Origin of the sequence: Agrobacterium vitis (assembly GCF_013426735.1) — a bacterium.
Lineage (GTDB): Bacteria > Pseudomonadota > Alphaproteobacteria > Rhizobiales > Rhizobiaceae > Allorhizobium > Allorhizobium vitis_D.
On the sequence record NZ_AP023272.1, the window covers coordinates 753,347 to 770,946 of the forward strand.

14 protein-coding genes and 1 pseudogene are annotated in these 17,600 nt (G+C 57.5%); 8 read left to right on the plus strand and 7 right to left on the minus strand.

Going from position 1 to position 17,600, the window contains the following annotated elements; translation table 11 throughout:
- Nucleotides 1-155: 155 nt before the first annotated feature.
- Complete coding sequence (locus H1Y61_RS03450; RefSeq protein ID WP_174111927.1) at nt 156-1,523, plus strand: enoyl ACP reductase FabMG family protein; 1,368 nt, start codon at nt 156-158, stop codon at nt 1,521-1,523.
- 547 nt (nt 1,524-2,070) lie between these two features.
- Here H1Y61_RS03450 and H1Y61_RS03455 read toward each other — a convergent pair.
- The 3 genes and pseudogenes from H1Y61_RS03455 to H1Y61_RS03465 form a co-directional block, all read right to left on the minus strand.
- A pseudogene (locus H1Y61_RS03455) lies at nt 2,071-2,268 on the minus strand (contractile injection system protein, VgrG/Pvc8 family); the annotation flags it as partial.
- A 255-nt stretch (nt 2,269-2,523) separates the two neighbouring features.
- Entirely contained in the window at nt 2,524-3,414 is an 891-nt protein-coding gene (locus tag H1Y61_RS03460) for a GGDEF domain-containing protein (RefSeq protein WP_174111926.1), read from the minus strand.
- A 335-nt stretch (nt 3,415-3,749) separates the two neighbouring features.
- Nucleotides 3,750-3,968 carry a hypothetical protein gene (locus tag H1Y61_RS03465; RefSeq protein ID WP_180573712.1) on the minus strand — a complete coding sequence of 73 codons (219 nt, stop codon included), beginning with the start codon at nt 3,966-3,968 and terminating at the stop codon, nt 3,750-3,752.
- Nucleotides 3,969-4,555: 587 nt separating this feature from the next.
- Between H1Y61_RS03465 and H1Y61_RS03470 the strand changes: the two genes are divergently transcribed.
- Nucleotides 4,556-6,211 (plus strand): AMP-binding protein, encoded by a 1,656-nt coding sequence (locus H1Y61_RS03470; RefSeq protein WP_180573713.1) that lies wholly within the window; start codon nt 4,556-4,558, stop codon nt 6,209-6,211.
- A gap of 29 nt (nt 6,212-6,240) precedes the next feature.
- Here H1Y61_RS03470 and H1Y61_RS03475 read toward each other — a convergent pair whose 3' ends face one another.
- From H1Y61_RS03475 to secA, 3 genes are all read right to left on the minus strand, one after another.
- Nucleotides 6,241-7,524 (minus strand): GNAT family N-acetyltransferase, encoded by a 1,284-nt coding sequence (locus H1Y61_RS03475; RefSeq protein WP_174111923.1) that lies wholly within the window; start codon nt 7,522-7,524, stop codon nt 6,241-6,243.
- A gap of 20 nt (nt 7,525-7,544) precedes the next feature.
- Complete coding sequence (locus H1Y61_RS03480) at nt 7,545-8,957, minus strand: lipopolysaccharide biosynthesis protein (RefSeq protein ID WP_174111922.1); 1,413 nt, start codon at nt 8,955-8,957, stop codon at nt 7,545-7,547.
- Nucleotides 8,958-9,096: 139 nt separating this feature from the next.
- A complete protein-coding gene (secA, locus tag H1Y61_RS03485; RefSeq protein WP_174111921.1) occupies nt 9,097-11,796 on the minus strand; it encodes a preprotein translocase subunit SecA in 2,700 nt (899 codons plus the stop codon).
- Between the two features lie 262 nt (nt 11,797-12,058).
- On the opposite strand from secA, the gene H1Y61_RS03490 reads away from it, so the two are divergent.
- The 6 genes from H1Y61_RS03490 to H1Y61_RS03515 all read left to right on the plus strand — a co-directional run bounded on the left by H1Y61_RS03490 (nt 12,059) and on the right by H1Y61_RS03515 (nt 16,614).
- Nucleotides 12,059-12,934, plus strand: coding sequence for a peptidylprolyl isomerase (locus tag H1Y61_RS03490; RefSeq protein WP_180573714.1), 876 nt, complete (start codon nt 12,059-12,061; stop codon nt 12,932-12,934).
- Between the two features lie 88 nt (nt 12,935-13,022).
- Complete coding sequence (argJ, locus tag H1Y61_RS03495) at nt 13,023-14,264, plus strand: bifunctional glutamate N-acetyltransferase/amino-acid acetyltransferase ArgJ (protein WP_180573715.1); 1,242 nt, start codon at nt 13,023-13,025, stop codon at nt 14,262-14,264.
- A complete protein-coding gene (locus H1Y61_RS03500) occupies nt 14,264-15,067 on the plus strand; it encodes a GNAT family N-acetyltransferase (protein ID WP_180573716.1) in 804 nt (267 codons plus the stop codon). Before argJ ends, H1Y61_RS03500 begins: the two co-directional genes overlap by 1 nt.
- Nucleotides 15,064-15,471 carry an 8-oxo-dGTP diphosphatase MutT gene (mutT, locus tag H1Y61_RS03505; protein WP_180573717.1) on the plus strand — a complete coding sequence of 136 codons (408 nt, stop codon included), beginning with the start codon at nt 15,064-15,066 and terminating at the stop codon, nt 15,469-15,471. The genes H1Y61_RS03500 and mutT overlap by 4 nt, the downstream gene beginning before the upstream one ends.
- Nucleotides 15,472-15,972: 501 nt before the next feature.
- Entirely contained in the window at nt 15,973-16,293 is a 321-nt protein-coding gene (locus H1Y61_RS03510; RefSeq protein WP_015917282.1) for a hypothetical protein, read from the plus strand.
- 132 nt (nt 16,294-16,425) lie between these two features.
- Nucleotides 16,426-16,614, plus strand: coding sequence for a Flp family type IVb pilin (locus H1Y61_RS03515; RefSeq protein ID WP_235680824.1), 189 nt, complete (start codon nt 16,426-16,428; stop codon nt 16,612-16,614).
- 43 nt (nt 16,615-16,657) lie between these two features.
- On the opposite strand, the gene H1Y61_RS03520 is transcribed toward H1Y61_RS03515, so the two are convergent.
- Entirely contained in the window at nt 16,658-17,527 is an 870-nt protein-coding gene (locus tag H1Y61_RS03520; protein WP_180573718.1) for a methyltransferase domain-containing protein, read from the minus strand.
- Nucleotides 17,528-17,600: the final 73 nt, after the last annotated feature.

Below are 17,600 nucleotides of genomic sequence, written 5' to 3' on the forward strand. Positions count from 1 at the left end.
ATTTCGCCCCATTGCAGGACCAACAGAGACCGACTTCACGTTTTGAAATGAACGGTCACCGAAAATGAGTTCCCATTCGGTGCCAATGCGGGCATGTGTTTGTGAAAGCCCGTATGAGCCACTGCTCGACGACACACGAATCAAAGAGCTGACAGATGGAAAATCCGGTTGCACTGAATCGTCTTTCCGAAAACACGGTCTTCCGTAAAGGCGATGTTTTCGTCCTTTTCGGCGAATTGTTCGGCCGCGGATACGCTACCGGATTGCTCGATGAAGCCAAGCGGGCAGGAATGGAGATTGTCGGGATCACCGTCGGGCGGCGCGACGAGAACAACGCGCTGCGGCCGCTCGACGCCGAGGAGCTGTCTTCGGCGGAGGCCCAGCTGGGCGGCAGGATCATCAACATACCTCTTATGGCGGGTTTCGATCTCGATGCGCCCGAAGACGGGCCAACTCCCACCGATCTCCTGGCAAAGATGACGCTTGAGAGCTGGGAACACGACACGGTCGACTGGGACTATCTCGGGCAATGCCGCGACATCGCCACTGCGCGTTTTACAGAGGCGCTTTCGAAAGTCATGACCGTTCTCGACGGGATGATCGCCGCTGGCCGCAATGTCTTCTTTGCCCACACAATGGCCGGGGGCATCCCGAAGGCGAAGGTATTGTTGGTCGTCGCCAATCGAATCTACAAGGGGACCGGAACGCGCCACATGTCGTCGCAGACCTTGCTCGACAGTGACATGGGAAAACTCATCCTGCAGAATTTTGACGACGTCTCCGCAAACACCTTTCGCCATCTCATTGATTTCAGCGCGGCGATCCGCGAGCGCGTGGAAGCTTCGGGTGGTCAAGTACGATATACGGCCTATGGTTACCACGGATCGTCGGTCCTCATTGACGGAAGCTATCGTTGGCAGACCTACACCAACTACACCCAGGGTTATGCGAAGATGCGGCTCGAAGGCATTGCAGAGCAAGCCTGGGCGGCAGGGATAAAGGCAACTGTCTATAACTGCCCCGAAATCCGGACCAATTCCTCCGATGTGTTCACGGGTATCGAACTGCCCCTGATACCGCTGCTGCTTGCCTTGAAGAAAGAAAACGGTGGCAAATGGGCAGACGAACAGTGGCAGGCCTGCCAGCAACTTCTGGCAGACGGCCTAACCATGAAGGATGTCTTCCAAAAGATCACCGATATGCAGGCCAGCGAGGTCATGCGTCCGTTCTATGACTTTTCGGCATGGCCCATGGCAAACAGCCAGGCACAGGCCGATTTGACCATCAGCACGTCTAACGGGATCACCCAGATGCATCGCAATAGCAAGGTGATGATTAGCGACCTCCTGAGCGGTCTCGTTGTGAAGGCAACCGGGCAGCTCATTTTTGGCGAATCGTCAGACCCCTCCGGTCCTGTCCTGTGGCTCAACCACGATATCGTGGCTCGGCGACTGAACGCTTCCCACCCGCATTCGAAGTCTCCAGCGCCGGGAATGGAATCTTCGTCCCTTGAGATGGCGTGACGGCTTTCCAGCTTAGCTTGGAAGCTGGGTGTTTGGCCATGAAACGACGAATCTTGCGACAGGAACGCCCCCATTCTGGTCATTCGCCATGCGGTAATATGATCTACGCATAGGTGACAAAAAACGCCATCATCGACGCGCTGAAGTACCACATGTCGAGCGCATCGGCATGTTAACCTGCGAATTCAAGTTTGACGCCATTGGTACGTTGTACACGTTGGAGAAGATCGAGACGCCCGCTCCACTGCAATCGGGTAGCGCGTGGACCACTCCAGGGCGGCGCTCGTGTAAAGGATCCGCTCACCAAGACGATGATAGCGTCCTGCACTGGTCGGTCTCGGCGGGTGCAACACTTGATGAACTCTATCCGTCAGACTAGAGCGGTAGAATGTACCGGAAATCTTCTTGAATACGTCACGGGCTTCTCAGCCCGCGCGGCAGGTCTTTCTCGCGGGGATCATTTCCACGTTTATGAAAGTCGCATGACGTCTGCTTCAGGCCAATGATGGAAGTCGGCGAACCGAGATGCTCTGGCCGCTTTCGTCTGCTCTGAGCACAGTCCATTGAACGGTCGGCGCACGCCATCCCCGTCCAGTTCACCCTGGCGGATCTCCAGGGACACATCCACCAGCTTGCCGATCAGTTCTTCCGGCTTCACCGCCTCGCACTTGGCACGCACCGAGAGCGTAATCTCGAACAACCGATTGACGCCTTCCTCGACCGGCATCCACTCCGGCCCCAACTGTCGCGTTGAACACCCACCCGGTCAACGCGTGAAAATATCTTATTTACGTCATTAACGCGTCTACAATAGACTTCTCTCCTAAAAGATCAAGGTGCTGGCAGCCTTAGCGGAGGCCTGGTTGCCAGGCGAACTTATGGCCTTTCGATGTTCGGATTATATCCAGTCATTCACGACGGAGTTCAACATGGCAGTCATGGACTCCCTAAGCCAATGCTGGCCCGGTGACAAAAATGCTGCGGTCTGGTTGGCTTTGTGTCACAAATAGCTGAGGGCGTTTTGAGGTTCGCAGTGGATGCGGTTGCGGCCATGTTGTTTGGCGCGGTAGAGCGCCATATCGGTGGCGGCCATGAATTTCTGGAAAGTTGAAAAATGATCGGCGGATTGGGCAAGGCCAAAGCTGGCGGTGATCCTGCCAGGTGCCAGTGGTTCAAGACAAATATTTTCCAGGCAGGTGCGTAGACGTTCGGCAATCGCTTGGGCCTGGACCAGATTGGTGCCGGGCAGAAGAACGCAGAACTCTTCGCCGCCGATCCGGCCTGCCAGATCGTTTGGTCGCAAATTACTGCGGATTGTCTGTGCTGCTGCGATCAATGCTTTATCGCCGGTTTCATGGCCGAATGCGTCATTGATGCCCTTGAAATGGTCCAGATCGAAGAGAAGAAGGCACATTGGGTCGCCGCTGCGGCGGGTCTCGTCAAGAGCCTCCGTACCTCTTGCCAGAATGAACCGGCGGTTTGCCAATCCGGTCAGGGGATCCGTATTGGCTTGAAGGGTCAGGGTTTTGAGAGAACAGTCCAACTCTGTTACCAAGGCGGAAACCGCTCGGGCGACAGTGCCGATTTCATCTTTCGTCTTGACCGCGATGGTAACAGGTGCCCCTTCCTGCCGGTATCGGGCTATGGAGTGGTTGAGTTGGCGTAGCGGCTGAATGATCCGCCAGAGCGACAGCAGGCATCCGGCCGTTCCAGCCAAGGTCGATATCAGCAGGACAAGCAGAATGCTTGCTTCACTCAGCGCACCGCCGCCAAGGACATGGGCAACCACCGCCAGAAGTGGCACGTGAATGGAGATAAAGCAGATTACAAAAATCTTTGTTATCAGCGACGAACGTATTGCCCGGGCCGTCATATACGGCCATTCAGCCATCCAATTTCTCTTAAGCATTCCTAAAGCTTCAATCCCGTGTGCAACCGGAAGGATAGATAGGGATGATCGTGGCTTAAAAAAGCAGAATCTAGATATTTTTAGGGTTTTTTGGAATTTCGGCCATGCAAGTCGCTAGTGGAATGAATTTGACATTGGCTCTCGAGGGTGCGGTAAGCGGTAGCAAATGTTAAAATCTGACCACGAGTGAATGACAGTCAAATTTGTTTGTTTTTAAAACTATTTTATAGTTTAAGGTGGCCATTCACCAACACAGAGATATTGCCCGCTCATTGAACGGGCAATATCCACCTTGTATCAACACAAAATCGATAGGCTTATGGGGTACCCGTGCTGGTGCCTGTCCCTGAACTATTTCCTGTGCTGCTTCCAGGCGTAGCAGGTGCCGTTGTCGTGCTGCCTGTTCCGCCGGTGCCGCCGGTCGAGGAACTGGTGCCGGGTGTTGATGTCGTGCTTCCGCTATTGGAACTGCTGTCATCTCCGCAGGAGGCCAGAAGCCCGAGAAGAGCAACGACTGGTACGATTTTCTTCAGCATGTGTATCCTCCTTTTATGCTCCGCACGTTTTGAAGTGCGTGAGCTTTTAAACCAAGAAAATGCCGCAGATCTTCGTCGCAAAGACGGCATGTCCGCGACGTTTTCGTGGTTTGGCATGGCGCTTTCACGCCCGCTTTACCGCCTTTCAACCCTTTTGGCTCAGGATTGTTCCAGCAAAAGGGAACCGGTTTTGCGACCTTGAAAATCGAAGGTTGAACGATAATGGATGTCGTCTATCCAGCAATTGCAAGACATCAAGGCCTGACGTCCTCTCTCCACTGCGCATGGGGCCACAGTATTTCCCCGGGCTACTGCATAATTTTAGCGTTATACGGGTTGGAGTTTAAAGCGAGAATTATGCAGCATATTTAAAGCGCTACAGCAAACCTGAAGGTGCCGTAGTCGGTGCATGGCGCTGTCGTGTGCGCTTGCGAGATGGATTGTGCGACTGCGAAAGGAATGATAGGTTTGCCAAGTGACGTTTTTCTCTATTTGACAAAAACGCTGATCCTGGATCTGCGACAAACTCTCTGAATGTTTGGCCAGTGCAGGGGAATGCGACAGGGAACTCATTCAGGACAAGATCGATGTTTCTACCTGCCGGCGCTTCCTATGAGGCTCTCTGTCATGCGTTTTCCTGGTCCATACCAGCTCAGTTCAACATGGGACGGGCGGTTTGTGACGAGTGGGCAGCCCGCGAACCGGACCGGGTCTGCCTTGAGCATTTTTCACCTGACGGTGAGCATCGAACCTTAACCTATGGGGCGCTGGCTGCACGATCCAACGCATTCGCGGATGCCCTGAGCCAGCTCGGCATTGGTCCTGGGGAGCGGGTTGCTTTGCTCCTGCCGCAGGGGTTTGAGACAGTCATCGCCCATGTGGCGATTTACAAGCTTGGGGCGATCGCCCTGCCGTTGGCGTTGCTGTTTGGTGCCGATGCATTGGAATACCGGCTGAAGACGGCGGGTGCCTGCGCGGTCGTCACCAATGATTTCGGTCTGTCGCGGCTGGAGCCTATCCGGGCCAGCCTGCCGGACCTTCGGGAGGTTATTTCCATTGGCACGCCTTCTCCCGGCGTCCTGTCCTTTGAAACTCTATGGCAGAGCGGTTCCGCATCTTTTGAGGGGCCACAGACCGGGCCAGACGATCCAGCACTGATGATCTTCACCTCTGGCACGACCGGTGCGCCGAAGGGCGCTCTGCATGGACACCGGGTGCTTGCCGGTCACATTCCAGGCTTCCAGCTTGCCCATGACGGTCTACCACAGCCGGGGGACAGGATCTGGACGCCTTCGGACTGGGCTTGGGCTGGCGGGCTTTTGAATGTGCTGATGCCAGCCCTGATGCTGGGCGTTCCGGTCGTGTCGTCGCCTGCCCAGAAATTCGATCCGGCCATGGCCTTTCGCATTATGGCGGAGATGAAGGTGCGCAATGCTTTCATTCCGCCCACCGCCTTGCGGCTGCTCAAAACGGTGAACAATCCGCGCCAGCATTATGATCTTGTGCTGCGTTCCATTGGTTCGGCAGGGGAATCGCTGGGGCGGGAAACCTATCAATGGGTCAAGACGGCGCTCGGTATCACGCCCAATGAATTCTATGGGCAGACCGAATGCAATTTTGTGCTGTCATCGGCAGCCGGTCTGGGCGTCAGCAAGGCAGGCGCCATTGGCAAGCCAGTACCGGGCCACCGCGTGGCAATTATCGATGACAAAGGTAGGGAACTGCCAGTCGGCAAGGTCGGACAGGTGGCGATTGCCCGGCCCGATCCGGTGATGTTCCTGGAATATTGGAATGATCCGCAGGCGACCCGCCAGAAATTCATTGGTGACTGGATGCTGACCGGTGATCTCGGACGCCAGGATTGCGAGGGCTATGTGGAGTTTTTCGGTCGCGACGACGATGTGATCACCTCATCCGGCTACCGGATCGGCCCGGCGGAAATCGAGGATTGTCTGGTTGGTCATCCGGCTGTGCGCCTGGCGGCGGCGGTCGGCAAGCCCGATCCGGTGCGAACTGAAATCGTCAAGGCCTATGTGGTGCTCGCGCCGGGTTTTCAGGCTGGACCGGCCTTGGCCCGTGACATTGCCGATTGGGTCAAGCAGCGGCTGTCCATGCACGAATATCCGCGTGAAGTGGAGTTTATCGCCGATATGCCGCTGACCACCAGCGGCAAGGTGATCCGCCGTCTGCTGCGTGAGCGCGATGAACCGCAACAGGCACAGCCGGGCGTGATGACCGGCTGATATCTCGTTCAGTTCTAATTTCGCAATGATCAGCTGTCTTTTTGCCGTCTGCCCAGCACTTTGTCGCGCAGGATGCGGGCGATATTGCGGGTGTTGCGATAGAGATGCAATTGCGCCGCCACTTGGCGGACATCGCGGTCGGCATTGCGCTTCAGGCCGATGACCATGGTTCCCATCTCTTCCCGCTCCCGCCAGAGCCGGCTCATGACCGGATGATCGGGTACGGCGCAGGAATCGGTGCGCAGAATATTGGCATCGTCCAGATGCCATTCCGTCAATCGAGCCACCAGAAGCTTGCCGGGCGAATAGCGGGCATAGCGCTCATCATAGGCAGTCTTCCACGTATAGGCTTCGGCACCCATAATGAAGACAACCATGGAGGCAATGGCCTTTCCATCGAGATCGAGCGTATGGATGCGGACCGAATCGCACTCGGCCAAATTGGTCATCGCCTCGCGGGCAAAGGCGGCTCGCAGCCGGTCCATGACTAGGGCGCTGCGCTTGCGGCCTTTCCAGCCACTGGCTTCAAGCGCCAGGAATTCCTCCATGCGCAGATGGAGATCCTGCGGCTGGCGGGCGACAGAATAGGTCAATTCACCCTGTTGTCCCAGCAGGCGCATCTGCCGGCGCATGTCGCGCCAATGGGACTTGCCGATGGCCTGGCTTAGATAGGTTTCTCCATCCTCCAGGCTCTCGAGCATTGGGCGCTGGTAGGGATTTGTCACGGTCAGTGGCAGGTCACGGCTGATCGCCACGGCCCGCAGCAGTTTTGTGACCGGCCCATCGATTCGCAGATCTGGCAGGACGAGAACGGAGGGCAATTTGGCTTTGGGATCGCTCAGTCCCTCGAAAAGGTTGTCCAGCGTTTCCACCGCATCCTCCGCATCCACCAGCGGCGTGCCAAGCGGGCCGAAGGGGTTGGACCAGACGCGAACAATGGACGGACCGACTGCAAAGCCTGGTTTTTCCACCGAAAAAGGCATCAGCAACCGGATCCGGCTGCGACCCTGCCGCTCGTCGCGGATCAGTGCCATGCGCACTTCACGCTCGTCCAGGCGGGGGATGGCGGGGGCCAAAAAGCGGGCCGAGAAGAAGACATTCTGCTCCAGCGCCCGGTTGGTCAGGTAGTCCATTTCCTGTTCAAGGTCGTAGCTGGTCTGGCGTGGATAGAGCCAAAGATCGCGGCCAGGGCGTCCCACGGCAATCTGGCCATCGGCGGGCGGACGATTGACCGGCGCAGACACGGTATGCAGAACCGGGCGCTCGGTGCTCGTTTCCCGGCTGGTATCGTCGGTCACCGGTAGTGTGTTCATATCCTACAACCTGGTTCGCTTCATGCGGGCCTGTCTTGCTTCATGCGAGACAATGGGTCGGCAAATGCAAATAAGACAATGCCAAGCGCGTAGCGCACGGCAATGTGTAACAAGATCGCTTCCACCAACATCGCCGAGGCGGCAGCCGTTGCCGCGCCGGTGAGGCCATAAAGCGGAATGAGAGTCACATTCAGCCCGATATTAGATGCTAAAGCAATCACATATAGGAGCACACACAATTTTTGTCGCCCGGCCATGGTCAAGAGCATCTCCCCGGGGCCGATCAGCGCCTTGGTCAGGGCGCCGGCAAACAGAATGGCCATCAATGGATAGCCTGCCGTGAAATTCGGGCCGAACAGACCAAGCAGCACTTCGCCAGCCGCCAGCACCAGAAGACCGATGATCAGCGACGGCCAGAAACACCAGCGGGCCATTCTGCCGGCAAATAAGGCCAGCGGTCTGATATCGTCTTCGTTCATCAGCGCTGAAAAACGTGGTCCGGCCGCGGCCTTGACCGCGAAATAGACGAATTGCACCAGGGCCATGGTTTTCGCCGCAGCAAAATAGATCCCGACCTGGTCGGGTGGCAGATAAAGCCCGACCACCATGACGTCGGAATTGGTCAGCAGAAACAGAAAGCCCTCGATCAGGAAAATCGGGATGGCAACGCGAAACCAGACCATGAAATCGATCCGCCGAGGCCCCCGTAGATATTTGCGCCGCAGACGCCAGTGAATGGTGGCGAACTGGCTGAGTGTCGTGACATAGGTGGCGGCAAGGGCCGCCTGCATGGCGGTGGTGGCGGTGCGCGGCGCCCCCAGCATGACGGGCAGCAGCATGAAGACCAGGATCAGCACGGGTCTGACAATGTAGGTGGGGCTGAGGGCTGCAACAGGCCAGCTATTGGCGCGCGCTGTCCCGTCGAGCACGTCGCCCAGCGCAATCATCGGCAGTGCGAACAGGCCGAGAAACAGCGGTGTCAGGTAGTAACCGGCAATCCGATCTCCGAAAAAATTCAACAGGATAAGACCGGTTGCAGTCAGACAGCTGGCGAGGCCAAGAGCGAAGATCCGGATGGTAACGGTGATGCCACGGATTTCAGGAATTTCATCTCTTGCGTGATATTGCGGCAGAAAGCGGATGACGGTCGAATGAAAGCCCAGGCAGGAGAGATTGCCGAACAGCACGACCAGCACCCAGACGAAAACGAAAATACCATATTCGAAATCGCCCATCAGCCGGGCCTGGACGATCTGCGAGAAAAAGGCAATCGCTGCGCTGACGATGCGAATGGCAAAGGCAATCAGCGCCATGCGCTGGGCGCGGGCCACATCGTCTTGAGCGGACAAAGCGGTGACGATCCTGCGCAGCGGGCCATGCAGCCGGGCTGGCAGGAGATGTTCCACCCTCTGGATAACCGCCATGATAAACACGCAACACTCACAGGCACATATGCGACAGGGCATTCAGTCTTGGCAGCTTAGGGTTAACAAAAGCCTGCCCGTCAGTGTTTGAATAGCCTATGCCTGTGAGAAATCGGCCAACCCATCCGGCTGGCCGATTTTGATTGTCTTACGCCAGCAGGGCGCCGTGGCAGTGCTTGAAGCGCTTGCCGGAGCCGCAAGGACACATTTCATTGCGTCCAACCTTGCCCCAGGTCGAGGGATCGGCGGGATTGCGGTTCTCAGGGGCGACGATGCCATCGGTGGCGGCAAACTCATCCTGGCCGGTCTGCGGATCTTCGTGGTGACCATGCATGATCGGCAGGGTCGGCTCCGGGGGTGCTTCACGGACGATTTCCACCCGCATCATCTGGGCGGTCACGCCTTCCCGCATATTGGCCAGCAGCGCCTGGAACAGTTCGAACGCTTCCGCCTTGTATTCCTGCAAGGGATCGCGCTGGGCATAGCCACGGAAACCTACGACCGAACGCAAGTGGTCGAGGTTGACGATATGCTCGCGCCACAGGTTATCGATGGTCTGCAACAACACGGAACGCTCGATATAGGCCATGATTTCCGGGCCGAAGCGCTCGGTCTTCTCAGCCATCACTTCGTCGGCGGCTTTCTTGACCCGTTCGACGATATCGTCTTCAGCAATGCCTTCTTCCTGCGCCCAATCTTCGATAGGAAGGTCGAGGTTGAGGATTCCGGTCATTGCCGTCTTCAGTCCAGCCACATCCCATTGTTCGGCATAGGCCTTTTCCGGGATATGGGTGCGCACGATGGTGTCGATCAGTTCGTGGCGCATGTCGTCGATGGTTTCGGTCAGGTCTTCGGCATCCATCAGCTCGACGCGCTGCTCGAAAATCACCTTGCGCTGGTCATTCAGCACGTCGTCATATTTCAACAGGTTCTTGCGGATGTCGAAATTGCGCGCCTCGACCTTTTTCTGGGCGCGTTCAAGCGCCTTGTTGATCCAGGGATGGACGATGGCTTCGCCTTCCTTCAGGCCCAGCTTCTGAAGCATGCTGTCCATGCGGTCGGAACCGAAAATCCGCATCAGGTCGTCTTGAAGCGACAGGTAGAATTTCGAGCGGCCCGGGTCGCCCTGACGGCCGGAACGGCCACGCAGCTGGTTATCGATGCGCCGGCTTTCATGGCGCTCGGTGGCGATCACGTAGAGGCCACCAGCGGCCAGCGCCTTTTCCTTCAAGGCTTTGACTTCCTCGCGGATCGCCTGTTCCTTGGCGTCGCGCTCGGGGCCAGGCTCCATGCCTTCCAGATCGCGCTCAAGCCGCATGTCGATATTGCCGCCAAGCTGAATGTCGGTACCGCGACCGGCCATGTTGGTGGCGATGGTGACGGCACCCGGCACACCAGCCTGGGAAACGATATAGGCTTCCTGCTCGTGGTAGCGGGCATTCAGCACGCTGAAATCGGTAAATCCGCTCTGGCGCAGCATGGTGGCGAGCAGTTCGGACTTTTCAATCGACGTTGTCCCGACCAAGACCGGCTGATTGCGGGATGCGGAGGCCTTGATTTCCTCGATGATTGCCTTGAACTTTTCCTCAAAGGTCCGGTAGACCTCATCATCCTCGTCGATACGCAGGATCGGCAGGTTGGTCGGCACTTCGATGACGCTGAGGCCATAGATATCCTGGAATTCCTCGGCTTCGGTATTGGCCGTACCAGTCATCCCGGCAAGCTTGGAATACATCCGGAAATAATTCTGGAAGGTAATCGAGGCCAGGGTCTGGTTTTCCGGCTGGATCGTTACCTTTTCCTTGGCTTCCAGCGCCTGGTGCTGGCCTTCCGAATAACGGCGGCCCGGCATCATGCGACCGGTGAACTCGTCGATAATGACGATTTCGTCATTGCGAACGATATAGTCCTTGTCGCGCTGGAACAGCTTGTGGGCCTTCAGCGCATTGTTGATATGATGGACGATGGCGACATTTTCGACGTCATACAGCGAAACGCCTTTGAGCAGGCCAGCGTCTTTCAGCAGGTTTTCCAGCTTTTCGGTGCCGACTTCGGAGAAATTGGCCGATTTCTGCTTTTCATCGATCTCGTAGTCTTCGGCGCTCAGCATCGGAATGAAGGCATCGATGGTGGTGTAGAGATCGGAACGGTCGTCGAGCGGTCCGGAAATGATCAGCGGCGTGCGCGCCTCATCGACCAGGATTGAGTCCACTTCGTCGACGATTGCGTAATTATGGCCGCGCTGCACCATCTGGCCGCGCTCATATTTCATGTTGTCGCGCAGGTAGTCGAACCCAAGCTCGTTATTGGTGGCATAGGTGATGTCGCAGGCATAGGCCTCGCGGCGCTCATCGTCGTTCATGCCATGCACGATGACACCGGTGGTCAGGCCGAGAAAGCTGTAGAGCTTGGCCATGATGGCGGCGTCGCGGCTGGCGAGATAATCATTGACCGTCACCACATGCACGCCCTTGCCGGACAATGCGTTGAGATAAACAGCGAGCGTTGCCACCAGCGTCTTGCCTTCGCCGGTCTTCATTTCGGCAATGGCGTTTTCGTGCAGGATCATGCCGCCGATCAGCTGCACATCGAAAGGCCGCATGCCGAGCGCCCGGCGCGATGCTTCGCGCGCCACGGCGAAGGCCGGGATCAGGATGTCGTCGAGCGTCTTGCCCTTGGCAAGCTCACCCTTGAATTCCTCGGTCTTTGCGGCCAGCTCGGCATCACTCAATGCCTTTATGCTGTCCTCCAACGCGTTGATGGCGGCCACGCGAGGCTTATTCCCCCGGATGCGGCGTTCATTCGAGGAGCCGAAAATTTTGCGGGCGATCCCACCAAGACTGACCATGTCCATGGTCCTTTCTGAATTCCGTCACGAGGTTGAAACCGAAGCCCCGGGTCTACTCCCGGTCGCTCACGGCCACATGACAGTGGAGATTGGCGTACCGCCTCCGGAAACTGCTCTGGACGCGGAGTTGCGTGACAGATAAGAGGGGGGTCGAATTATGTCAACGGGACAGCATGCACCACAAGTGCCACAATCGCGTGGTTTAGGGTGTTTTCGACCCGATTGACAGTCGCAATCGGCCTCTTTACCGAAGGGTTATTATATGCTGCGTTCTCACAAACTCGTCCTGGCGGCCTGTGCCGCCCTTGTGGCGCTGTCTTCCTACGCCCATGCCGACGATGCTGTCGTCGCCAAGGTCGGCACTCTGGAAATCCACCAGTCCGAGCTGGATCTGGCCATTGCCAACCTCGATCCCCAGTTTGCCCAGATGCCGGACGACCAGAAAAAGGTTGCTGCGCTGTCCGGTGCCATCGATGTCAAGCTGCTAGCTGGCAGCGCCATCGGCGAAAAAATGCAGGACGATCCGGCCTACAAGCAGCGCATGGCTTTCATTGCCGACCGCGAACTCCACAATGCCTATTTCAAGAAGCATGTCGTGGACGTGACGACCGATGAGGAAGTCAAGGCGCGCTATGAGAAGGAAATTGCTGCTCTGCCGAAGGAGCAGGAAATTCACGCCCGTCACATTCTGGTGAAGACCGAGGATGAAGCCAAGGATGTGATCAAGCAGCTGGATGGCGGCAAGGATTTTGCTGAGCTTGCCAAGGAAAAATCGACCGATTCCAGCGGATCGGACGGCGGTGATCTCGGTTTCTTCTCCAAGGGCCGTATGGTGCCTGAATTCGAAGAAGCTGCCTTTGCGCTCAAGCCCGGCACCTATACCAAGACCCCGGTGAAGAGCCAGTTCGGCTTCCACGTCATCAAGGTCGAAGAGATCCGTGATGCGGCTCCGCCGAAATTCGAAGATGTGCAGCAGCAGGTTCGCCAGCTGGTGATGCGCGACAAGTATCTGGCCCTGCTGGAAAAGGCCAGGACCTCTGAAAAGGTTGAGATCGTCGATCCGGCTCTGAAGAAGGGCTATGAGGATATCAGCAAGCAGCAGGCCGATCCGGACGCTGCCGCCGCGCCGAAGCCATAAGCAAGCGCTCATTCCGCCGCATCGCGCATAGGACGCGATGCGGCGGTTTCCTTTTGTCGTTTCGTCTTTTCCGGGGCCGTTTCCAGCTATGTCAGCCAGTGTTTCTCCTCTCGCGCCAAAGAGTTTTGCCGAAATGCCCGCGATCCGGGGCGTCTCCATGGCAACAGCTGCGGCGGGCATCAAATACAAGAACCGTACCGATGTGCTGTTGATGGTGTTCGATCGCCCAGCCAGCGTTGCGGGCGTGTTTACCCGGTCCAAATGCCCATCCGCACCGGTGGATTTCTGCCGGAAAAACCTGGCCCATGGCGTGGCGCGTGGCGTGGTGGTCAATTCCGGCAATGCCAATGCGTTTACCGGCACCAAGGGCCGGGCCGCGACCGAGTTGACGGCCAAATCGGCGGCATCGGCGCTCAACTGCGGTGAAGATGAAATTTATCTGGCCTCGACCGGCGTGATCGGCGAACCACTGGATGCAACGAAATTTGCCGGCGTGCTTGATGACATGGCCCGTGACGCCAAGGGCGATTTCTGGCTGGAAGCCGCCAAGGCGATCATGACCACGGATACCTATCCGAAGGTTGCGACCCGCAGCACTGAGATCGGCGGCGTCACGGTCACCATCAATGGCATTGCCAAGGGTGCTGGCATGATCGCGCCTGACATGGCGACCATGTTGTCCTTCGTCGTCACCGATGCCGATATCGCACCGGCTGCCTTGCAGGCGTTGTTGTCGGCGGGTGTCGGTCCAAGCTTTAATTCTGTGACGGTCGATAGTGACACCTCGACCTCCGATACATTGATGCTGTTTGCGACCGGAGCTGCGGCCAGTGACGGCCAGCAGCGCGTCGAGACTACTGACGATGCCCGTCTGGAAGGTTTCCGGGCTGCACTCAACGATCTCCTCAAGGATCTGGCCTTGCAGGTGGTGCGGGATGGCGAAGGTGCGCGCAAGATGGTGGAAGTCACCGTCAAGGGCGCTGAAAGCGACGCGGCTGCCAAGGTGATTGCCCTTTCGATTGCCAATTCGCCATTGGTGAAGACGGCAGTTGCTGGCGAAGACGCCAATTGGGGCCGCGTGGTCATGGCTGTCGGCAAGGCTGGCGAGCTGGCCGACCGGGATCGTCTGGCGATCTGGTTCGGTGACGTGCGCGTTGCTGTTAACGGTGAGCGTGATCCGGATTATTCGGAAGCCGCAGCCACAGCCGTGATGCAGGGCGAAGACATTCCGGTCACGGTTGAGCTCGGGCTTGGGTCGGGGACAGCCACGGTCTGGACCTGCGATCTCACCAAGGAATATGTGGCCATCAACGGGGATTATCGGAGCTGATGGCGGTGGATCAGTCACCACGCGCGCCAAACCTGCCGCAGGTCCGCAGGCTGGAAGCCGTCAGCTTTCGCGCCTGGCCCGCGGCCTCGGTTCAGTATGACGGCAGCTGGCAGGTCCGGCTGACGGGCGGTCATCCGTCGAAGCGGGTCAATTGCGTGGTGGCGCTGGACCGCTCCGATATCCGTGATATCCGTCTGCGGTTGGAAAAGGCAGAGCGCAAATTCGAATCCTACGGTCGGCCCATGGTGTTTCGAGAAACGCCGTTGGCGCCGCCGCAAGTGATCGATGTGCTGCGTGAGGATGGTTGGACCCGCTTCGCCGAAAGCCTTGTCATGGCGCTCGATCTGGCGGAGCTTTGCGATCTCGATGTGATGGATCACCTGCCGACCCAGGATATCGGTCGTTTCGTTGACGCCAGTCTGGCGCTGCGCAATGAGGATGCCGCGTCGAAGCCAGCGCTTGCCGAATTGATCAGCAATATCAAACCGCCGCTTGGCCTGTTTCTGATCGAGGTGCCTGACAATGGTCCGGTGGCGGCCGCCATTTGCGTGCAAGACAATGATCTGGCCGGACTGTTGCAGCTTGCCGTGGGGGAAGCCCATCGCGGCAAGGGAACCGGCCTCGAACTGACCTATGCGGCCCTGCGCTGGGCGCGGATAAGGGGAGCGAAGAGTGCCTGGCTTCAGGTGCAGGCCGATAACGGTCCGGCTCTTTCGCTTTACGAAAAGCTCGGCTTCAAGGAAGCCTATCGCTATTGCTACTGGCGTCACGAAACCGCTGCCAAGGCTGAGGGCGAAGAATGACGGTGCGGCCTATTCTGCTGGTTGCCGCCTGCGTTTTGCTGGATAGCGACGGACGCATTCTGCTGGCGCAAAGGCCGGAAGGAAAATCGCTGGCCGGGCTCTGGGAATTTCCCGGCGGCAAGGTGGAACCCGGCGAAACCCCAGAAGAAACCCTGGTTCGAGAGCTGGAGGAAGAGCTTGGCATTGCCACGAAAATCCCATGCCTCGCGCCGCTGACCTTTGCCAGCCATACCTATGAAACATTCCACCTGCTGATGCCGCTCTATGTCTGCCGTCGCTATGAAGGCATGCCGCAGGGTCGGGAAGGCCAGGCGATCAAATGGGTCAAGGCCCGGGATCTGCGATCCTATCCGATGCCGCCTGCTGATGAGCCGCTGATCCCATTCCTTTTGGATTTGCTATAAAGTCTGCCGTTTCAGGATAACCGGAATCCGAGTCCGATTTCAGGAATTATGCAACAGGTTTGTCCTGTGGAGCGGTGTGAAATGCCGGGATAAGCCCAGCAGATGAGCCTTTGCTCACCGGTTTTTATCGTCGATTAATACAAAGTTAATCCTCAAACCGGCATTATTCCCTCATCATGCACAGGCGCTTCGTGCATCGTCTTATGTGCGTTGGGCGTCGGATGGCATGATCGCATGGGGCGCGGTATCGTTCGATAAAAAATAACGCAGGAATCTCAGGGCTTTACGATTCTATCGTGCAGGATTTTGCCTGCTGCGGTGTTTTGATGTTGGAACCCTCTTGGGTGCGATATCAAGAATCGAATCGGGTCATGGGGTGAGCAACAGGGGTTTTGCATGTTCATTGATGCAAAACCTGCTGATCTATGTGGTCGATTGTGGGGCAATCGTCCGGCGGGCCATGGTCCGGGAAGAAGCCCTTTGGATTTTGTGAGGTTTGCGATGACGCAGAAGGATTTCGGAAAGGGCGGACGGCAGTCGCGACGTGCGACTTCCAGGTCCGGTAGAATAGGTGTTGTCAACCTCGCCTTGCTGTTTGCCGTCACGGCCGTGGCGGTATCGCTGGTTCTGACGCCGATGCTTGCAGACAAGACCACGTCCGGTCAATTTGCCGCGCGACCGGCTGATGTCGATCGGATGAGCACGGGCTCCATTCCTGGCGAGCACGATGCCGGAAAACGCTACACGATCCGGCGCAGCGTCTTGCAGGAGACGCCCGGTTCCGTCTGTATCGTCAATCCCGGCAATGGGGATGCCTGCTGATAGCCTGTGATGGTATGGGCTAGGTGGTTTTGAAACCGGAAATATTTGAAAACAAACAGACAGAGCGTTTTGGTATGACAAAACGTTCGCTTCGATCACCCATGCGGGGGCGCATGGTTTTAGGCTAGGGGTATGATGGGGTTTTTGCGCCGGTTTTCCGGCTCGACGGCGATTTTTCGCCAAACATCTGGTGCGACTGCGATCGAGTATAGCCTGATCGCGGGGATAATCGCGGTGACGCTTTATCTGGCGCTTGGCGTTTATTACGAAGCGCTGGACAGGCTGTTTGATTCCATCATTGCCGCCATACCGCAAGCCTGACCGGCAGTGCTTTAAGGCTTGCGGAAAGCATTTGAGTAATCCTTTACGGCTTGCCGCCCAATGCGTCGGCGAGGCGGATTTTCGCAGACCCCGGCTTGAGCGGTTTGGGCTGGCTTTCATGCGGGGCCCAGCCTGACATGTAGATGATCGAGAAACTGGCGCGAATGCGGCCATCGGTATCGCTATAGCGTTCGGCATACAGCTCTGCAGCGCGCAGGAAGAACTGCCGGGTCAGCGGTTTGCGGCTGCGGGCGGCCAGCGGATTGGCCATGCCCATGGCTTTGAGATCGCGCATCAGCGCCAGAATTCCATCATATCGTACCGTATAGGTCTCGACATCGACAACCGGAAGGGCAAAGCCCGCCCGCTGCAACAGCCCGCCCATATCGCGCACATCGGCAAAGGGCATGACGCGGGGGCTTGCTCCGCCGCTGATTTCGATCTCGGTCGTCAACAGCACATCGCGCAATTCGCCAAGCGTTCCGGCCCCGGGCAAGGCTGCCAGCAAAAGACCGTCAGGCTGGAGTGACCGGCGCATCTGGATCAGCAGCCCCGGCATGTCATTGGCAAGATGCAGGGCAAGCGGCGACAGCAGAAGATTGGCGCTCTGTTCGCCAAGTGGCAGATGCTCGATAGGGCCGGGGATCAGCGTTTCTCCCTGCCGGGCAAAGTGGCTGCTGGTTTCCACCCGCTGCAATTGGCCGATCCGTCCTGTTTCCAGACAGGCCCTCCCGACCCTGCCATCGATTCCGTGCAATTCGACTGCGGTTTCAAACCGGCGTTCCACCACAGCCAGACGCTCGATCAGTTCCTGTGCGACGATATCCAGCAGGAAACCGGCTCCGGCATCATCAGCGCCGAAGGCACGCTCGCGGTTGCGGACGATGAGATCAGGATCGAATAGCGGCTCCATGGAGGCCTCCCGGTGTTGTTCTTCGAGACACCAAGTGCCTACTGCATAATTGCATCAATCGGAATCGATTTGC

Coding starts and splice junctions, on each gene's coding strand:
- H1Y61_RS03515 (WP_235680824.1), top strand. CDS start 16,426: ATGATGGGGTTTTTGCGCCGGTTTTCCGGCTCGACGGCGATTTTTCGC.
- H1Y61_RS03510 (WP_015917282.1), top strand. CDS start 15,973: ATGACGCAGAAGGATTTCGGAAAGGGCGGACGGCAGTCGCGACGTGCG.
- H1Y61_RS03470 (WP_180573713.1), top strand. CDS start 4,556: ATGTTTCTACCTGCCGGCGCTTCCTATGAGGCTCTCTGTCATGCGTTT.
- argJ (WP_180573715.1), top strand. CDS start 13,023: ATGTCAGCCAGTGTTTCTCCTCTCGCGCCAAAGAGTTTTGCCGAAATG.
- H1Y61_RS03450 (WP_174111927.1), top strand. CDS start 156: ATGGAAAATCCGGTTGCACTGAATCGTCTTTCCGAAAACACGGTCTTC.
- mutT (WP_180573717.1), top strand. CDS start 15,064: ATGACGGTGCGGCCTATTCTGCTGGTTGCCGCCTGCGTTTTGCTGGAT.
- H1Y61_RS03490 (WP_180573714.1), top strand. CDS start 12,059: ATGCTGCGTTCTCACAAACTCGTCCTGGCGGCCTGTGCCGCCCTTGTG.
- H1Y61_RS03460 (WP_174111926.1), bottom strand. CDS start 3,414: ATGGCTGAATGGCCGTATATGACGGCCCGGGCAATACGTTCGTCGCTG.
- secA (WP_174111921.1), bottom strand. CDS start 11,796: ATGGTCAGTCTTGGTGGGATCGCCCGCAAAATTTTCGGCTCCTCGAAT.
- H1Y61_RS03465 (WP_180573712.1), bottom strand. CDS start 3,968: ATGCTGAAGAAAATCGTACCAGTCGTTGCTCTTCTCGGGCTTCTGGCC.
- H1Y61_RS03520 (WP_180573718.1), bottom strand. CDS start 17,527: ATGGAGCCGCTATTCGATCCTGATCTCATCGTCCGCAACCGCGAGCGT.
- H1Y61_RS03500 (WP_180573716.1), top strand. CDS start 14,264: ATGGCGGTGGATCAGTCACCACGCGCGCCAAACCTGCCGCAGGTCCGC.
- H1Y61_RS03475 (WP_174111923.1), bottom strand. CDS start 7,524: ATGAACACACTACCGGTGACCGACGATACCAGCCGGGAAACGAGCACC.